The sequence below is a fragment of the Serratia marcescens subsp. marcescens ATCC 13880 genome (assembly GCF_017299535.1).
Lineage (GTDB): Bacteria > Pseudomonadota > Gammaproteobacteria > Enterobacterales > Enterobacteriaceae > Serratia > Serratia marcescens.
Genome location: NZ_CP071238.1, coordinates 2,287,159 through 2,303,816 on the forward strand (window position 1 = coordinate 2,287,159; position 16,658 = coordinate 2,303,816).

The 16,658-nt window shown below is 59.1% G+C and carries 17 protein-coding genes; 6 read left to right on the forward strand and 11 right to left on the reverse strand.

What is annotated here, in order from left to right; genetic code table 11:
- Positions 1-198: 198 nt before the first annotated feature.
- Positions 199-1,410: a purine nucleoside transporter PunC gene (punC, locus tag J0F90_RS11015; RefSeq protein WP_028128175.1), complete on the reverse strand. Its 1,212-nt coding sequence runs from the start codon at positions 1,408-1,410 to the stop codon at positions 199-201.
- Positions 1,411-1,533: 123 nt separating this feature from the next.
- On the opposite strand from punC, the gene punR reads away from it, so the two are divergent.
- Positions 1,534-2,490 (forward strand): DNA-binding transcriptional activator PunR, encoded by a 957-nt coding sequence (gene punR, locus J0F90_RS11020; RefSeq protein WP_033640496.1) that lies wholly within the window; start codon positions 1,534-1,536, stop codon positions 2,488-2,490.
- Here the strand turns inward: punR and purR are convergent.
- The gene (gene purR / locus J0F90_RS11025) at positions 2,478-3,503 is read right to left on the reverse strand and encodes an HTH-type transcriptional repressor PurR (protein ID WP_004931336.1); all 1,026 of its coding nucleotides are present in this window, start codon (positions 3,501-3,503) and stop codon (positions 2,478-2,480) included. The genes punR and purR overlap by 13 nt on opposite strands.
- A 324-nt stretch (positions 3,504-3,827) precedes the next feature.
- On the opposite strand from purR, the gene cydH reads away from it, so the two are divergent.
- On the forward strand, positions 3,828-3,917 hold the full coding sequence (gene cydH / locus J0F90_RS11030) for a cytochrome bd-I oxidase subunit CydH (protein ID WP_004931335.1): 90 nt from the start codon (positions 3,828-3,830) through the stop codon (positions 3,915-3,917).
- 66 nt (positions 3,918-3,983) lie between these two features.
- Here the strand turns inward: cydH and sodB are convergent, their stop codons facing one another.
- Both sodB and J0F90_RS11040 read right to left on the reverse strand, forming a co-directional pair.
- Positions 3,984-4,562, reverse strand: coding sequence for a superoxide dismutase [Fe] (gene sodB / locus J0F90_RS11035; RefSeq protein WP_004931333.1), 579 nt, complete (start codon positions 4,560-4,562; stop codon positions 3,984-3,986).
- A 199-nt stretch (positions 4,563-4,761) separates the two neighbouring features.
- Entirely contained in the window at positions 4,762-5,580 is an 819-nt protein-coding gene (locus J0F90_RS11040) for a C40 family peptidase (RefSeq protein ID WP_033640495.1), read from the reverse strand.
- A 416-nt stretch (positions 5,581-5,996) separates the two neighbouring features.
- Between J0F90_RS11040 and J0F90_RS11045 the strand changes: the two genes are divergently transcribed.
- Entirely contained in the window at positions 5,997-6,344 is a 348-nt protein-coding gene (locus J0F90_RS11045; RefSeq protein WP_004931329.1) for a Grx4 family monothiol glutaredoxin, read from the forward strand.
- A gap of 68 nt (positions 6,345-6,412) precedes the next feature.
- Here J0F90_RS11045 and rnt read toward each other — a convergent pair whose 3' ends face one another.
- The 6 genes from rnt to J0F90_RS11075 form a co-directional block, all read right to left on the reverse strand.
- On the reverse strand, positions 6,413-7,096 hold the full coding sequence (gene rnt / locus J0F90_RS11050; protein ID WP_016927925.1) for a ribonuclease T: 684 nt from the start codon (positions 7,094-7,096) through the stop codon (positions 6,413-6,415).
- Between the two features lie 79 nt (positions 7,097-7,175).
- Entirely contained in the window at positions 7,176-7,583 is a 408-nt protein-coding gene (gloA, locus tag J0F90_RS11055; RefSeq protein WP_033640494.1) for a lactoylglutathione lyase, read from the reverse strand.
- A gap of 338 nt (positions 7,584-7,921) precedes the next feature.
- Positions 7,922-9,025: an alkene reductase gene (nemA, locus tag J0F90_RS11060; protein WP_016927923.1), complete on the reverse strand. Its 1,104-nt coding sequence runs from the start codon at positions 9,023-9,025 to the stop codon at positions 7,922-7,924.
- Positions 9,026-9,114: 89 nt separating this feature from the next.
- On the reverse strand, positions 9,115-9,735 hold the full coding sequence (locus J0F90_RS11065; RefSeq protein ID WP_016927922.1) for a TetR/AcrR family transcriptional regulator: 621 nt from the start codon (positions 9,733-9,735) through the stop codon (positions 9,115-9,117).
- Between the two features lie 103 nt (positions 9,736-9,838).
- Positions 9,839-11,476, reverse strand: coding sequence for a phosphoethanolamine transferase EptA (eptA, locus tag J0F90_RS11070; protein ID WP_016927921.1), 1,638 nt, complete (start codon positions 11,474-11,476; stop codon positions 9,839-9,841).
- Between the two features lie 139 nt (positions 11,477-11,615).
- On the reverse strand, positions 11,616-12,257 hold the full coding sequence (locus J0F90_RS11075; RefSeq protein ID WP_016927920.1) for an NAD(P)-dependent oxidoreductase: 642 nt from the start codon (positions 12,255-12,257) through the stop codon (positions 11,616-11,618).
- Between the two features lie 139 nt (positions 12,258-12,396).
- Here J0F90_RS11075 and J0F90_RS11080 point away from each other — a divergent pair, with 139 nt between their 5' ends.
- The 3 genes from J0F90_RS11080 (at position 12,397) to J0F90_RS11090 (ending at position 14,585) form a co-directional block, all read left to right on the forward strand.
- The gene (locus J0F90_RS11080; RefSeq protein ID WP_187178368.1) at positions 12,397-13,326 is read left to right on the forward strand and encodes a LysR substrate-binding domain-containing protein; all 930 of its coding nucleotides are present in this window, start codon (positions 12,397-12,399) and stop codon (positions 13,324-13,326) included.
- 23 nt (positions 13,327-13,349) lie between these two features.
- A complete protein-coding gene (locus J0F90_RS11085) occupies positions 13,350-13,589 on the forward strand; it encodes a DUF1289 domain-containing protein (RefSeq protein WP_015377731.1) in 240 nt (79 codons plus the stop codon).
- A 99-nt stretch (positions 13,590-13,688) separates the two neighbouring features.
- Positions 13,689-14,585 (forward strand): aldo/keto reductase, encoded by an 897-nt coding sequence (locus J0F90_RS11090; RefSeq protein ID WP_004931312.1) that lies wholly within the window; start codon positions 13,689-13,691, stop codon positions 14,583-14,585.
- A 60-nt stretch (positions 14,586-14,645) separates the two neighbouring features.
- On the opposite strand, the gene J0F90_RS11095 is transcribed toward J0F90_RS11090, so the two are convergent.
- Entirely contained in the window at positions 14,646-16,490 is a 1,845-nt protein-coding gene (locus J0F90_RS11095) for a polyurethane esterase (RefSeq protein WP_033640492.1), read from the reverse strand.
- Positions 16,491-16,658: the final 168 nt, after the last annotated feature.

Consider the following 16,658-nt stretch of genomic DNA (forward strand, 5'->3'; position numbering starts at 1 on the left):
ACGCAAACGGCGCAGGATAAACGCCTCTTTAAAAAAAGAGTGTGACGCAAGGCGCGTACACAATAGCTGATTGAGATATAGAGATTATAAGGTGTTACTTTACAAGGTTGTTTTTGAGTATAGGCGTGCCGAGGCGTTGACTCAACTGTAAATCGCACTTGGCACGCATATTCTTTAAGTGATTATTAATCTTGGTAATTATGACGCTGAGTTAGCATGTTCCCGCTGTGCCTTTTGCTGCGCATCGGCCGCTTTTCCCCGCTGCAGGAAATAACCCAGCGCGGCCAGGACTACCGTAGATACCATCACCGTCACCGTTGCCAACAGCGGCTGGGCAATAAACGCCGACACCAGCATGCTCGCCACAAAACACAGCCCCAATTGCAGCGTATTTTGCAGCGCGGCGGCTTTACCGCTGCTTTCCGGGAATGGCATCAGCGCATTCGCCACCATGATCGGGTAGCCGGCGCCGTTGACCAGCGCCATGACGCAGAACGGGATCAGCAGCGTGGTGAGCGTCGGATTGGTCAGGGTCGCCACCAGATACAGGGCCACCATGCTGACAGCATAAGCTACCAGCAGCCACGGCAGCAGGGTTTTGCCATTGATGCGCTTGAGCGCGGCGCGGCAGCCATAGCCCCCCAACAGGAAAGCCAGCGTCTGCGGCACATAGCTCAGACCGATGTCGCTCGGGCCGTAGCCCATATCACCGAGGATGAACGGCGAGCCGGTCAGCCAGGCAAAGAAGCCGGCCGAGCAGGCGGCGTACATAGCGACGTTGCCGCTGAACACCGGGGATTTCAATAATTGCCAAAAACTGACGCCGCTTTTTGGCGCATCGGCGGCGGGTTGCGTTTTGGCGCGATCTTTGAGCAGCAACGTCGGCAGCAGCAGCAGGGCGGTGATGGCCAACAGCACGGCGAAGATCGCGCGCCAGCTGGCGTGGTTCAGCAGCCAGGCGCCAAGCAGCGGCGCCAACGCCGGCGACAGCGCCACCAGCGGCATGATGGTGGCGAATACGCGGTTGGCCTGGCCTTCGCGGTAGCGGTCGACCACCAGCGCTTGCCAGATGGCGGCGGCGGAACAGACGCCGACGGCCTGAATAAAGCGCAGTATCCAGAGCTGCACGGCATTTTCCACCCACAGCATGCCCAGGCAGCCGAGCGCGAACAGCGACAGGCCAATCAATAATACCGGTTTGCGGCCCAGTCGGTCGGAGAGCGGCCCCCACAGCAACTGCGCGAAGGCGAAGCCGGCCAGAAAGATGCTCAGGCTGGCGCTGACCGCGCCGGCGGAAATTTGCAGTTCCTCCCGCATGGCGCCGAAGGCGGGCAGGTACATATCGGTCGCCAGATAACCCAGCATGCTCAGGCCGGCGAGGTAGAACATAAAACCAAAGGAGTTTCGCATGGTATTTCTCGTTAATATTTTAGTGTCGCAGGTTTTTAGCGCCGGCCAGTGTATCCGGCTGGATCTCTGCTTGTGAAACGGTAATATTTGCAAAGTGCTGTTAAAAAAATTGAAGGCAAAGCGATGTGGTCTGAATATTCTCTTGAAGTTGTTGACGCGGTGGCGCGCACCGGCAGTTTCAGCGCGGCGGCGCAGGAGCTGCACCGGGTACCGTCGGCGGTGAGCTATACCGTGCGGCAACTGGAACAATGGCTGGCGGTGCCGCTGTTTGAGCGGCGTCACCGTGATGTGGAGTTGACGCCGGCCGGCGCGCTGTTTATCAAGGATGCGCGAGTTGTTATCAAAAAAATGCTCGACACCCGCCGCCACTGTCAACAGGTGGCCAACGGGTGGCGCGGCCAGCTGAATATCGCAGTCGACATCATCGTCAAACCGCAGCGCAGCCGCCAGCTGGTGCTGGATTTCTACCGCCATTTCCCCGACGTTGAACTGATGCTGCAACCCGAGGTGTTCAACGGCGTGTGGGATGCGTTGGTGGACGGCAGGGTGGACATGGCGATCGGCGCCACGCGCGCGGTGCCGGTCGGCGGCGGCTTCGCTTTCCGCGACATGGGGGATATGAACTGGCTGTGCGTAGTCAGCCCACAGCATCCGTTGGCGCAGCTGGCAGGGCCATTGAATGACGATCGGTTGAGGCCATACCCTGCGCTTTGTCTGGAAGACACCTCGCGCAATCTGCCCAAGCGCGTCACTTGGACGCTGGATAACCAGCGGCGGCTGGTGGTGCCGGACTGGACCTCGGCGCTCGACTGTTTGTGCGCCGGATTGTGCGTCGGCATGATGCCGGCGCATCTGGCGCTGCCGCTGGTGCAGTGCGGTGAGCTGAAGGCGTTGCAGTTGCAGCAGCCGTTTCCCGCCAGCCCCTGCTGCCTGACCTGGCAACAGGATAAACCGTCACCGGCGATGAGCTGGCTGCTGGCGTACTTGGGCGATGGCGAGACGCTGAATCAGGAGTGGCTGAGTGAGGCGGCACCGGAAGCCGCGCAGGCCTCCGGCAGGGAAGATGATCAGCGGCGGTAGTCGATGAACGGACCATCGGCGACCGAACGGCGTTCGACCAGCTTCGGATGCACTTCGATCACCTGCGATTCTTCGCGCTTGCTGATGATGCGATCCAGCAGCATGGTGAAGGCCATTTCTCCCAGGCGTTCTTTCGGCTGGTGAATGGTGGTCAGCGCCGGGGTGAAGTAGCGGGCGTTGCGCACGTTGTCATAGCCGATCACGGAAATATCCTGCGGCACTCGCAGCCCCAGCTCGTCAGCGGCGCAGATGGCGCCCATCGCCATGATGTCGCCGCCGCAAAATACCGCGGTCGGCCGCTGTTTTTGCGACAGGATTTGGTGCATCGCCTTGTAGCCGGACTCCGGCTCGAAGTCACCCTGGACGATCCACTCTTCGCGAATGTCGATATGCGCTTCCTGCAGCGCCTTCATAAAGCCCTGATGACGGCCGCCGCCGGTGTTGCGCGACAGCTGGCCCGGGATGGCGCCGATATCGCGGTGGCCGCGCTCGATCAGGTAACGGCCGGCCAGATAGCCGCCTTCGAACGCGTTATCGATGATGGTGTCGGTGAAGTCGCCGCGCGCGGCGCCCCAGTCCATCACCACCATCGGGATATTACGGTAGTCCTCCAGCATGCCCAGCAGTTGATCCGGGTATTCGGAACACATGACCAGCAGGCCGTCGACGCGCTTTTGCGCCAGCATCGCCAGGTAGGCGCGCTGCTTGTCCAGATTGTTGTGCGAGTTGCACAGGATCAGGGTGTAACCTTTGCTGTAGCAGCTGTTTTCCACCGCCTCGATCACTTCGGCAAAATAGGGCGCTTCGCTCGAGGTGGCCAGCAGGCCGATCGACTTGGTGTGATTGACTTTCAGGCTGCGCGCCACGGCGCTCGGCGAGTAGTGCAGCTCTTTGATGGCGGCCCACACGGCCGCTTTGGTCTCTTCGGCGACGAAACGAGTCTTATTGATGACGTGCGAAACGGTGGTGGTGGAAACGCCCGCGCGTTTGGCCACATCTTTAATCGTTGCCATGTAAGGAATGACTCCTGAACTCACATGTTTACAGCATGTAAGTGTGATGTTAATCGTTTGCCTACGTAGATCCTTCTCCAGAGAAGCGAAAACTGAGTTTTTAGTGTGTTGAAGTCTTCAGCGCTTAATCAGGAGGGGCATGGATGCCGGTACGCAGTTGTGAACTGCGAATTTTGTCGCATATTGAACAAAAGTGGAAGAGGTAATCGAGATTATAAACCGGGAAATGATAACAAGATTTTATCGGCGAACTGTGGGAAAATGATTTGACGTACTAATTGTGCGCCTTTTATCCTTAGGAAAGCCCATTTTAAAGGAGTTGTCATGGATACCGATCTGAAGATGTCTCTGTTCACTACCGTCGGCGCGTTGGCGATGATCATCGCTTTCAGCTTTGTCGCCGCGTTGAACTGATCTCCCGCCGGTTTTAAAAAAGGCGCAGCCTCTGGCTGCGCCTCGTTACTTAGGCAAGGCCTGCGTTTACGCCAGGTTTTCCGCCGCAAATGTCCAGTTGACCAACGCCCAGAAGTTTTCCAGGTATTTTGGACGCGCATTGCGGTAATCGATGTAATACGCGTGTTCCCACACGTCAACGGTCAGCAGCGGTTTATCTTCACCGGTCAGCGGAGTTGCCGCGTTGGAGGTGTTGACGATCGCCAGCGCGCCGTCCGGTTTTTTCACCAGCCAGGTCCAGCCGGCGCCGAAGTTTTTCACGGCGGCATCGGTGAACTGTTCTTTGAACGCAGCGAAAGAGCCGAAGGATTTGACGATCGCGGCCGCCAGTTCGCCCTGCGGTTCACCGCCGCCCTGTGGCGACAGGCAGTGCCAGTAGAAGGTGTGGTTCCACACCTGCGCGGCGTTGTTGAACACGCCGCCGTTGGAGGTCTTGATGATCTCCTCGAGCGATTTGCCCTCGAACTCGCTGCCTTTCACCAGGTTGTTCAGGTTAACTACGTAGGTATTGTGGTGTTTGCCGTAGTGGTATTCCAGGGTCTCGGCGGAGATGTGCGGCTCGAGCGCGTTTTTCTCATACGGTAATGCAGGTAATTCAAACGACATTGCTTCCTCCTTTACAGCGCCACTTTTTTCCCGCCGAGGCGGGAGCCAGATGGGCCGTTTTTTATTGTGGTCATTCAATCTTAACAATTTTCATCATAAAAAACAGGAAGAAAAGCGAGAAATGCGCGTGGGGAGGTGCGATGGGCGATAGCTTGAGCAGGCGGTTGCGACCGGGGCCGCAACCGCGCAGAGCAGGGAGTTAACGGATGGTTTTCGGCGTCACTACGCGGCGTGCGCCGATGTAGTGGTTCTGCCAATAGTCGTTGTCGAGCTGGCTGATGCGGATCTCTTCGCCGGTGCGCGGCGACTGGATGAATTTGCCGTTGCCGAGATAGACGCCGACATGATCCGCCACGCCGCGGTTGTTGATGCGGAAGAACACCAAATCGCCGCTTTCCAGTTCGCTTTTCTTGATCGGCGCCGCGTCGCGCAGGTGATACATTTCGTTGGCGGTGCGCGGCATCTTGATTTTCACCACGTCTTTATAGGCGTAATAGATAAGTCCGCTACAGTCGAAGCCGGTGCGCGGCGAGCTGCCGCCCCAGCGGTAAGGTTTGCCCATCTGATCCATCAGCTTGGCCATCGCAGTCTGCTTGGCGTGCTGGTAACGCTTTTTGTGCGCCGGGCTGAGTTTCAACGGTTTTTCATCACGCGCCAGCTTGGCGGTAGCCATACCGGCGTCGCGGTGGCGGCCATAGCCTTTTTTATAGCCCTTTTTCGGCGGGGTGACTTTAATCTTGGCGATTTTCTGCGCTTTGGCCTTGGGTTTGGCGCTGACGATCTTTTTCGCGCTTTTCTCGCTTTTGACCTTGGCGGTCCTGGTTTTTTTCTCGGGGGCCGTCACTTTGGCTTTTTTGGCGGCTTTATCCGCTTTCTTTTTTCTGCGGTCATCGGGCCGCGCTTCATTAACATGGCTTTTACGCTGCTCGGCGGCAACGCGCGCCTGTGGCGCAGCGTGCGCCAGATTGAAGAAGAGCTGCGTAAACAGCAGCGCAAAGAGCGTAAGAATTAAACGCATGTCGACGTCACCAACCTTGGCCCCGAAACGGATATCGAAAGAGTTACAGTATTCCCGAACTTCGCCATATAAAACAGCGAAGAACTCATAAATAATAATCCATATTGTGAGAAAACGTTAATGACATTTTTTTTGGTTTAAAATCAGCCTGTTGATGTATAAAAAAGCGCCAGGCGACGGTGGCGGATATAATTAAGCCGCGCCGTCATCGCGGCGCAATATATTAGTGAAATGGTCGGATTAAAAATGTTATTCTCAACGTATGTTTTGACCGGAATGACGTGGCCGGTGAAACGCGATCGGCGGCGGGCGAATATCCTTGCAAAAGATGGCGTTTTCTTGCGACTGTTCCAGCCGCTACAATAGCCCGCATGATGCATGTTGTAGCCATGAAATGTGGCTTGAGGAAGCAATAAATGACGACGACACTTGAAAAAATTCAGCACCAGATCGCTGAAAACCCGATTCTGCTGTACATGAAAGGTTCGCCAAAGCTGCCGAGCTGCGGCTTTTCCGCGCAGGCTGTGCAAGCGCTGTCCGCCTGCGGCGAGCGTTTCGCCTACGTGGACATTTTGCAGAACCCGGACATCCGCGCCGAGCTGCCAAAATACGCCAACTGGCCGACGTTCCCGCAGCTGTGGGTAGATGGTGAGCTGGTTGGCGGTTGCGATATCATCATCGAGATGTATCAGCGCGGCGAACTGCAGCAACTGATCAAAGAAACGGCAGAAAAGTATAAAGCGCAAGAAGACCAGCAGTCTTAATCGACGGGCTTGCGATTATCGCGTAACGGGCGGCGCCAGTGCAAACTGGGCCGCCTTTTTTGTTGATTTTATTCGGCGAGATCGCCGGCGGGCAGCGGCCAGCCGCCGAGACGTTTCCAGCGGTTAACCAGCTCGCAAAACAGCAGGGCGGTTTGCTCGGTGTCGTACAGCGCAGAGTGCGCCTGGCTGCTGTCGAACGGCATACCGGCCGCGATACAGGCTTTCGCCAACACCGTTTGGCCCAGCACCAGGCCGCTCAGCGCGGCGGTGTCGAAGGTGGCGAACGGATGAAACGGGTTGCGCTTCAGGCCGGCACGTTCGGCCGCGGCCATCAGGAAGCTGTGATCGAAGTTGGCGTTGTGCGCCACGATAATGGCCCGGTTGCACCCGCGATCCTTGAGCCCTTTGCGCACCGCTTTGAAAATGGCGTGCAGCGCGTCGTATTCGCTGACCGCGCCGCGCAACGGGTTGTGCGGATCGATGCCGTTAAACGCCAGCGCTTCCGGCTGCAGGTTGGCGCCCTCGAAAGGCTCCACGTGGAAGTGCAGGGTCTCGTCCCGCTGCAGCCAGCCATCTTCATCCATTTTCAGCGTGACGGCGGCGATCTCCAGCAACGCATCGGTATTGGCGTTGAAGCCGGCGGTTTCAACATCTATTACTACGGGATAAAACCCACGAAAACGACCACTCAGGGCGTTAAGATCACTTTTTTCGGCCATCAGTTTCTTATCTTCATCGAATGCAGCGCGCATTATGGCAAATTTTGCGCCTGGTTGCAGGCGCTATCGCGCGGAGAATCAGCAGGGCGCCAGCGCGCCCTGAAGGGGAGGCTTAGTGGCCGAGGCCCTGACCGGCGTGTTTGTTTTCGATCAGCTCAATTTTGTAGCCGTCCGGATCTTCGACGAAGGCGATGATCGTGGTGCCGCCCTTCACCGGGCCGGCTTCGCGGGTGACTTTGCCGCCTGCGCGACGGATGCTGTCGCAGGTGGCGGCAACGTCGTCCACGCCCAGCGCCAGGTGGCCGAAGGCGGTGCCCATGTCGTAGCTGTCGGTGCCCCAGTTATAGGTCAGTTCGATAACCGCGCCTTCGCTCTCTTCCGTATAGCCGACGAAAGCCAGGGAGTATTTGTACTCCGGGTTTTCGCTGGTGCGCAGCAGGCGCATGCCTAATACCTTGGTGTAGAAGTCGATGGCGCGTTGCAGGTCACCGACGCGGATCATGGTATGGAGTAAGCGCATAATTCCTCTGAATTGACTGTGCCGTGGCAGACGGCGGGTGGATTGAAGCACAAGCGAGTATAGCCTTGTCCCGCAAGGGAATTCAACGTAACGAGTTGGTGACAATGTCACTTTATGGTCTCGCGTCGCGGGTGTCTAAATATTGATCGAGCGTACCGATCGATACAGAGTAATTGATCTGCACAATCAATTATCTATTCCAGCGGCGATCGTGTAAAAATCGAACGGCAATAAAGATCAACACCAGGGAACACCGGCCCGCCTCGAGCGGGCCTTTTTGCGCGCGACGCATAAAAAAAACGGCCATGCGATTGCGTGGCCGTTGGAGTCAGGACGGGTTACTTCGCCAGAAACGGATAGTCGGTATAGCCTTCGGCGCCGCCGCCGTAGAAGGTTTCCGGCTTAGGTTCGTTCAGCGGGGCGTGCTGACGGAAACGCTCTACCAGATCCGGGTTGGCGATGTAGCTGCGGCCGAAGGCCACCGCGTCGATAAAACCTTTTTCGATCAACGCTTCGGCCTTTTCAGCGGTGTAGGCGCCGGCGCCGACGATCACCCCTTTAAAGTGGGCGCGCACCGAGTCGCGGAAGGCGTCGGAATACGGTTTGCCGCCGGCCCAGTCCGGTTCGGAGATGTGCAGGTAAGCGATGTTGCGCTTATTCAGCTCTTCCACCAGATACAGCGCCGCTTCTTCCTGATCTTCGCCGTTGTCCAGCCCGTTGAACGGCCCCAGCGGCGAGATGCGGATACCGATGTGTTCGGAACCCCATTCGGCGATGGTGGCGTCGACCACTTCCAACGTCAGGCGGGTGCGATTCTCGATGCTGCCGCCGTATTGATCGGTGCGTTGGTTGGAAGCCGGTGACATGAACTGGTGCAGCAGATAGCCGTGGGCAGCATGCAGCTCGATGAAGTCGAAGCCGGCTTCGCGCGCGTTAGCGGTTGCCTGGCGGAAATCGTTGATGATGCCCGGGATCTCGCTGGTTTCCAGCGCGCGCGGTGTGGAGGTCGGTACGCGCACCCAGGCGCCGGTTTCATCTCGCACGGTGGTGCGGGTTTCGGCGTTGATTGCCGAAGGCGCGACCGGCGCTTGTCCGCCCGGCTGCAGGCTGGCGTGGGAGATGCGGCCTACATGCCACAGCTGTACGGCGATGTGGCCGTTTTTGTCGTGTACCGCCTGCGTGATGTGTTTCCACGCGGCGATCTGTTCCGGGGTATGCAGGCCCGGCGCGCCGGCGTAGCCTTTCGCCTGGAAGGAGATCTGCGTCGCTTCGGTCACGATCAGGCCGGCGCCGGCGCGCTGCGCATAGTATTCCGCCATCAGTGGCGTAGGAATATCGCCCGGTTCGATGCTGCGCAGACGCGTCAGCGGAGCCATAAACACGCGGTTGGGCAGGGTGACGGCGCCAACCTTCAGCGGAGAGAGCAATTTTTCAGTCTTCATAGTGCATCCTGTATTTAATAGACCGGTCGTCTAGTGATGGGCGATAAAAAAACACGAACTGCATTTTTCACGAAAAAAGACGGTTGTCGTTACCGTTGCGGCGGGCGCAGCAGCAACTCGATGCTTTCCAGCGCGCTGGTTAACGGCGCCAGCGAATGACGGATCTTGGCGCGCAGCGAGGCACCGAGCCACAGTGAATACAGCGTTTCCGCGGTCGCCGCCGGGCTCATGGCCACCGACAGTGAGCCCTCGGCGATACCGCGCTCGATGGCCTCCTGCAGATGGCCGATCACGCGAGCGGTGCCCGTTTCCAGCGCATGGCGCATCGGTTCCGACAGATCGCTCACCTCGGCGGAAAGTTTCACCGCCAGGCAGGCGTTGTGGCATTCGCTGCGGCAGTGGTAGCTGATAGCCTGGGCGTAATAGCCGAGCAGCTGGTGGCGGGCATCGCCGCGTCTGTCGGCAAACAGCGCCTGCATTTCTGCATCATAATGCGCGAAATAGCGCTGCAGCATCGCTTCGCCGAAGGCTTCCTTCGAGCGAAAATAGTGGTAGAACGAGCCTTTCGGCACGCCCGCGGTGGCCAGCAGTTCGCTCAGCCCCATGCCGGTAAAGCCTAGGCGCAGGCTGAGGGTTTCGCCGGTGGCGAGCAGATGTTCACGTGTATCCACGTTGCAATGCGTTGATTTGGTCATCATGGTGCCGAGCATAATAGACCGATTGGTCTAGGTCAATGGGAATAAAAAAACCGGCGCACAAAACGCCGGTTTGTCTGCACGACATTGTGCCCCAGCGGCACGCGGAAGTTAAGCGCTACGCCGCGTTGCGGCAACGCTGCAGGATATCCAACTGGGATTGATATTCGCGGGTCTGTACGTTCAGCATGCCCAACAGGGTGTGGAACAGGTTGTCCTGTGAAACCTCGTCCTTTTCCGCCAACGTATTCAGACACTGGCGATCGATGTCGAAATTGCGCTGATAGTCGGCCGACATCCACATCAGGAAAGGCACGTGCGTTTGTTGGCTCGGCGCGAAGACATAAGGCGTGCCGTGCAGATACATGCCGTTCTCCCCCAGCGATTCGCCGTGATCGGACAAATAGACCAGCGCGGTATTGAACCGATCGTCATACTGCCGCAGCAGCTTGATGGTGGCATCGAGCATCGCGTCGGTATACAGGATTGAGTTGTCGTAGGTGTTCACCAACTGTTCATGGCTGCAATCCTGGATCTGATTACTGTTGCAGGTCGGTGAAAACGCCTGGAACTCTGGCGTGCTGCGGCGATAGTAAGCCGGGCCGTGGCTGCCCATCTGGTGCAGCACGATCACACCATCGTCTTTCAGGCTATTGATGTAGTCGTTCAGCTTGTACAGCAGCACGTTGTCCATGCAAACCTCGCCGTCACAGTCCTGCGGCAGTTTCAGCTTGGTCATGTCGATGTGCGGCACCCGGTCGCAGGCGCCTTTGCAGCCGCCGTCGTTATCGCGCCACAGCACATTGACGCCGGCATGCGCCAGCACGTCGAGCATGCCTTCCTGGTGCGTCGCCTGAGTCGCGTCGTACTCCTTGCGTGGCATGTTGGAGAACATGCAGGGCACGGAGATCGCCGTTTCGGTGCCGCAGGAACTGGCGTTCTTGAAGTAGACCACGTCGTCCTGCTTCAGGCGCGGGTTGGTTTCGCGCCCGTAACCGCCGAGGGAGAAGTTTTCGGCGCGGGCGGTTTCGCCCACGACCAGGATCACCAGTGTTTTCTTGGTCTGCCTGGCGATCAGCGGCCCTTTACGCGCATCTTCGCCGATCTTGACCAGCGGCAGATTGCGGGTGAAGTAACGCTGTTCGGTAAACTTGATGGTGCCGGCCACGAAGTTGGAAGGCGTCAACATCTTCACCACGCTTTTATTGTTGCGGATCAGCGAAGCGTAGTCTTTGTAGAACAGCGCGGCGACGATCAGGATCACTACCAACGACAGCATGACGTTGGCGGCGCGCAGCCCGACCATGTACCACCAGGGGCGAGTCTGGCGAATTTGGGTGAAGCAGACCGCCACCGCCGGCAGAATGCCGAGCAGAGCCAGCCACAATCCCATGCGCGGCGTCAGCAGCGCGGTCGCCTCCTGGGGGTTGGTTTCGAAGGCGTTTTGCATCATGTTGCCATCGATCACCACACCATAGCTGAACATGAAATAGTTGGCTGCGGCGCTGCCGAGCAAGAAAAAGATGATCAACGGCTTGCGCAGGTAGGGCACGGTCAACACGCTGAAGATAATATTCAGCGCACAGAAGATCACCACCGGCATGCTGGCCGCGAAAATCACGCTGTGGACGCTATCGAAGGTGATATACGACCAGGCGCGATGCAGGAATAACGCGTTTTGAAACAGAGTGAAGAACAGGGCGGCGGCGAGGGTAAAACCGAGGCTGTTGCACTGTAAGCGTTGACGTAACCACATTGCCAATGTCGGGATCCTGAAAGTAGATAATGTCGTGAAATCTACCGGATGAAACTTAAGAAAACCTTAGAAATTCAGAATACTGGCGACGGAGAATACGTGAAAACCGCCAGACCGAGCGGCCTGGCGGCAGGGCAGTTTAGTAGGCGGCGGTGAATTGCGCGCGAATAAACTGAGGTTTTTCAATCTCATCAACGATAGCGACTGCCAGATCTTCCACCGAAATGCTGGCCGGCGCTTCGCCGTTCATCAGCAGTTGCGTGGTGCCGAGACGGAACTGACCAGTGCGTTTGCCCGGCTCCAGCAGGGCGGCCGGCGAAAGATAGGTCCAGTCGAGTGCCGACTCGTTACGCAGTTTGTTGCGCAGATCGCGCACCGCCTGCGCGCCGGGGCGGATATTTTCCGGGAACTGCGGCGTATCCACCAGTTCAACGCCCGGCGCCACTTCCAGGCTGCCGGCTCCGCCGACCACCAACAGGCGTTTGACGCCGGCCTGCTCGACCGCGGTGAGGATCTGCTGGGCGCCGCGGGTGGTTTTCTCATACAGGTTGTCTTCGCCCCAGCCTGGGTTGTAGGCGCTGATCACCGCGTCCTGGCCGCGCAATTGTCCCGCCAGCCAGGCGGTGTCGGCGACGTCGCCCAGTGCGACGGTCAGATTGGCGTGCTCCGGCAAATCTTTTTTCTGGCGCGCGATTGCCGTCACCTGAATACCGCGAGCCAGCGCTTCATCCACCACGCGGCGGCCAACAAAACCGGTTGCTCCAATAATGGCTACTTTCATCTGTATGCTCCTTCGGGGATAGGTTCAGTATCGTGAGGCAGGCCGATGTGCCTGCCGCGTGGTTTCTACTCTAGTCCTTAACAATAGCCGTGATTAGTGCCATATTCATGCTTTCTTGATTAAGTAAAACTTCATAATCGTGGATAAACTCAATCGAATGGCGGTATTCGCCACCGTGGTGGCGGAGGGCTCGCTGGCCGGTGCGGCGCGGCGTCTGGGCATGACGCCGTCGGCGGTCAGCCAGCACATGCGCTCGCTGGAGAAGGCGCTTGGGGTGCCGTTGCTGCATCGTTCCACCCGCCGTCTGGCGCTGACCGAGGCGGGAGCGGCGTTCTATCCCGGCTGCGAGGCGATGCTGCAACAGGCGCTGCAGGCGGAGCAGCGGTTGGCTGAGCTGCGGGATACGCTGGTGGGTGAGCTGCGCATCGCCACCCCGGTCGGCATCGGCGGCCGCTCGTTGGCGGAGGCGCTGTCGCCGCTGTTGCAGGCGCATCCCAAGCTCACGCTGCGCGTGCTGGCGGACGATCGCATCGTCGATATGATAGAACAGCGGGTCGACATTGCGCTGCGGGCCAACCGGCAGCTGGCTGACGCCAATATGATCGCGCATCCGCTGACGGCGTGGCCGATGGTGCTGTGCGCCGCACCGCGCTACCTCAGCCAGCATGGGGTGCCGGAAAAACCGCAGGATTTGGTACAGCACCGTTGGATTTCCAGCGGCTACAGCGGGGCGCATCTGGATTTGCTGCACCAGTCCGGCCAGCAGGTCAAGCTGCGGCTGGCGGAAGGGCAGATCGTCAGCGAGAGCATGAACGTGATGCGCGCTTTTACCCGCGCCGGGCTGGGCATTTCCGCTCAGCCGCTGTATGAAATTGGCGACGAACTGCAGCGCGGCGAGCTGTTGCTGCTGTTGCCGGAGTGGCGGCCGGCGGCGCTCCGGCTGCATGCGCTGACGCTCGAGCGCAATGTGCCGGAAAAAAGCCGCCAGGCGCTGCGCTATTTGCGCGACTATTTTCGCCGCAATGGCGAAAAGGGACTTGCCAGCGGTGGCGATGGCGTCTTCAATTAGCAAGAGAACGCAGGAGGAGCCTCGTGGCGCAGCAGCTTGAGTTTTTCGACATCCCCAGCCCGTGTCGCGGCATTTGCCAGGCCGACGATCGTGGATTCTGCCGTGGCTGCCTGCGCAGCCGCGAGGAGCGTTTCGGCTGGATGAACATGAGCGATGCGCAAAAGCGCGAGGTGCTGCGCCTGTGCCGTCAACGCTTCCTGCGGCTGCAGCGCGCCAATAAAGCGCCCGACGAGCCACTGCCGGAGCAACCGTCGCTGTTTTAACCTTTCCTGATCTGCCGCACGTTCGTGTGGCTTACCGCTTCCCTGTGCCTCACCGGCTTGTGTATGCTGGCTGACAACTAATGTCATGAGGTTTTCGCAATGGTAGAACGTATTCGTCTCGCGCCGCAGGGGCCTGAATTTTCCCGCATGATTTGCGGTTACTGGCGGTTGATGGAGTGGGGCATGTCGCCGCAGCAACTGCTGACGTTCATCGAACAGCATGTCGAACTGGGCGTCACCACCGCCGATCACGCCGATATCTACGGCGGCTATGCCTGCGAACAGGCGTTCGGCGACGCGCTGCGCCTGAAGCCGGCGCTGCGTCAGTCGCTGGAATTGGTGACCAAGTGCGGCATCGCCACCACCGCCAAGCCCGGCAACCCGATCGGCCACTACATCACCGACCGCGATCATATCGTGCAGAGCGCGGAACAGTCGCTGCGCCATCTGCATACCGATTACCTCGATCTGCTGCTGATCCACCGCCCGGATCCGTTGATGGACGCTGACGACGTGGCCGAAGCCTTCGTTGCGTTGCACAAAAGCGGCAAGGTGCGCCATTTCGGCGTCTCCAACTTTACGCCCGCGCAGTTCCAACTGCTGCAGTCGCGTCTGCCGTTCACGCTGGCGACCAACCAGGTGGAGATCTCGCCGATTCACCAACCGGCCATTCTCGACGGCACGCTTGACCAGTGCCAGCAACTGCGCATCAAGCCGATGGCTTGGTCCTGCCTGGGCGGCGGGCGCCTGTTCAACGACGCCGAGTTTCAGCCGCTGCGCGACGAGCTGCAGCGGGTGGCGCAAGAGATCGGCGCGGAGACCATCGAGCAGGTGGTGTACGCCTGGGTGATGCGCCTGCCGTCGTCGCCGTTGCCAATCATCGGCTCCGGCAAGATTGAGCGGGTGCGTTCGGCGCTCAAGGCGCAGAAACTGGTGCTGAGCCGCCAGCAGTGGTTCCGCATTCGCAAGGCGGCGCTGGGGTATGATGTGCCCTAAGGCGGAGCAGAAAGAGGAAAGCCGGGCGACGAAAGCGCCCGGCTTTTTTTATGCCGATGCTTAGGCCAACACCACCTGATCGGTGCTGAAGTGATCGAGCGAGACGCCGATCAGCGTGACCTGGCTGTGGCCGAAGGCCAGCACCAGATCGTCGTTTTGCTGCGTGGCGTAATCGCGGATATTGCCGCTGGCGCCTTCGGTGCCGATAAACACCAGTTTATCGCTGGCGTTGAAGCCATACAGCTGATCGCGGCCGAAATCGCCGCTGAACAGGAAGGTGTTGCCGTTGCCGACGCCCTTCAGAATGTCATCGCCGCTGCCGCCGACGAAGGTCAGGTTGCCGCCGGCGTGGCCGATCAGCGTGTCGTTGCCGGCGTTGCCGAACAGCCAGGCGTCGTGGCTGCGAGCCTGCAGGACGTCATCGCCGTCACCGCCGGTGGCGGCGGCGGCATAGGCTTTGAGGCCTGAGTCCGACTTCAATCCGGCGGCGGTTACCTGATGATCCACTTCTTTGTTGAAAATAAGCCAGGAGGTTTCTTTGCTGCGCAGGGTGCTGATGTCGTCCGCCAGCGTAATGCTGCCCTTGGCGTCGCGCAGGTAAAGCGTGTTGCCGTCGTAGGCGACTTCGGTATTTTTCAACGCCTGCTGGGTATCGAAGATATTGTGGCCTTTGCCGCCGGCGATCAGGTTATAGCCGCCGGCGTCGCGGAAGATATCGTCGCCGTCGCGGCCCTCGAGATAGTCGTTGCCTTTGCCGCCCTTGATCAAATCATTGCCGTCGCTGCCGATGATAAACGTCGGCCCGCTGTGCGTTTCCGCGTTGCGGTTCAGGTCTTCCACCCAGGTATTGCCGCGCGTGACGTTCGACAGGTTGGAGACGATGAGGGTCGAGTCTTTGTCGGTCAGCGAATAAAACTCGGAGTTCAGCACCCGCATCAGACCATCCTGATAGAAGAACGGCAGGTGCGACAGCCAGGTCGGAATGTTGAGAATGGAAAACGGCAGCAGGTTCCAGGCGTCCGAGGCGTAGTGATCGTTGAAGTTGACGATATTGTTGGTGGCGGAGGTATGGGGCGCATCGTGAACGCCCAACGACGCCGCGGTCAGCGTGGTGCCGTCGAGCGCGCGGAACACCGGGTCGTTCTCGTAGCCGATGTTGAGCACCTTGCCGCCGGTTTCGTACTGGGTCGGCGAGGCGAAGGCGACATAGTTGGACTGCGCGTAGAAGCCGCTCCAGCTGGCGTCGCTCTGCGCCGCCATGCTGTTGACCGCCAGCCCGCCGAGGCTGTGGCCGCTGACCACCACGTCCTCGCCGCTCAGCCCGTGGGCCTGCGCGAATTTCGCGACGTCGCCCAGCAAGTTGCCGAAGGCCTTCAGCGTGTAGCCGTCGGCGTAGCCTTTCGGCCCGAACCCGGCCAGCAGATCGTTAATCACATCGCCGATGGTATCGCCGATCAACGACTCGCGCGGGCCGCTGGTGCCGCGAAATGAGATGCCAATGGCGGTGAGATTGCCTTCGCTGTCATATTTGCCCAGCACCTCGGCCTGTGCGGTGGTGTAACCGGCGGTCTCGCCGTAGTAGGTGCCGCGCGCATCGGTTTTGCCGGCGTAACCGAGCTGCGCGGCGCTGATCACTGACCAGCCGGCATTGTTTACCGCCTCCTGCGCGGCCTGTTCGGAGTCGGGATTCCAGGGGAGGCCCGGCAGGCCGCCCTGCGACTGGGTGCTGCCGATGAGCGCAGTGACCAGCGTCAGTGGCAGACCCAGCCCGAAACCGGTCTGGTGATAGCCTTCATCGAAGCCGTTATCGATATTGTGGTAAGCGTAGGTAGAGATGGCCAAGGCGTCCGAAAACAGCGCCTTCGACGCGTTTTCGTCCAGATCCTTATAGCTAAAGATGCCCATATCAGTTCCTTATGAAGTATGCCGCCTGGCCTGGAAGCGAACTCTCATGCGCCGGCGGTGGAAACAGGGAAACAACGTTAGCCGAACGACAGCTGGTCGGAGGACCAACATCGGTAGAATTATTATTAGTGCCAAATATTAGGTCTGCGAATCAAATTGGCGAGATTG

Coding starts and splice junctions, on each gene's coding strand:
- J0F90_RS11065 (WP_016927922.1), bottom strand. CDS start 9,735: ATGCTCGGCACCATGATGACCAAATCAACGCATTGCAACGTGGATACA.
- gloA (WP_033640494.1), bottom strand. CDS start 7,583: ATGCGCTTACTCCATACCATGATCCGCGTCGGTGACCTGCAACGCGCC.
- J0F90_RS11090 (WP_004931312.1), top strand. CDS start 13,689: ATGGTAGAACGTATTCGTCTCGCGCCGCAGGGGCCTGAATTTTCCCGC.
- purR (WP_004931336.1), bottom strand. CDS start 3,503: ATGGCAACGATTAAAGATGTGGCCAAACGCGCGGGCGTTTCCACCACC.
- eptA (WP_016927921.1), bottom strand. CDS start 11,476: ATGTGGTTACGTCAACGCTTACAGTGCAACAGCCTCGGTTTTACCCTC.
- J0F90_RS11095 (WP_033640492.1), bottom strand. CDS start 16,490: ATGGGCATCTTTAGCTATAAGGATCTGGACGAAAACGCGTCGAAGGCG.
- punR (WP_033640496.1), top strand. CDS start 1,534: ATGTGGTCTGAATATTCTCTTGAAGTTGTTGACGCGGTGGCGCGCACC.
- rnt (WP_016927925.1), bottom strand. CDS start 7,096: ATGCGCGCTGCATTCGATGAAGATAAGAAACTGATGGCCGAAAAAAGT.
- cydH (WP_004931335.1), top strand. CDS start 3,828: ATGGATACCGATCTGAAGATGTCTCTGTTCACTACCGTCGGCGCGTTG.
- punC (WP_028128175.1), bottom strand. CDS start 1,410: ATGCGAAACTCCTTTGGTTTTATGTTCTACCTCGCCGGCCTGAGCATG.
- J0F90_RS11045 (WP_004931329.1), top strand. CDS start 5,997: ATGACGACGACACTTGAAAAAATTCAGCACCAGATCGCTGAAAACCCG.
- J0F90_RS11075 (WP_016927920.1), bottom strand. CDS start 12,257: ATGAAAGTAGCCATTATTGGAGCAACCGGTTTTGTTGGCCGCCGCGTG.
- J0F90_RS11040 (WP_033640495.1), bottom strand. CDS start 5,580: ATGCGTTTAATTCTTACGCTCTTTGCGCTGCTGTTTACGCAGCTCTTC.
- nemA (WP_016927923.1), bottom strand. CDS start 9,025: ATGAAGACTGAAAAATTGCTCTCTCCGCTGAAGGTTGGCGCCGTCACC.
- sodB (WP_004931333.1), bottom strand. CDS start 4,562: ATGTCGTTTGAATTACCTGCATTACCGTATGAGAAAAACGCGCTCGAG.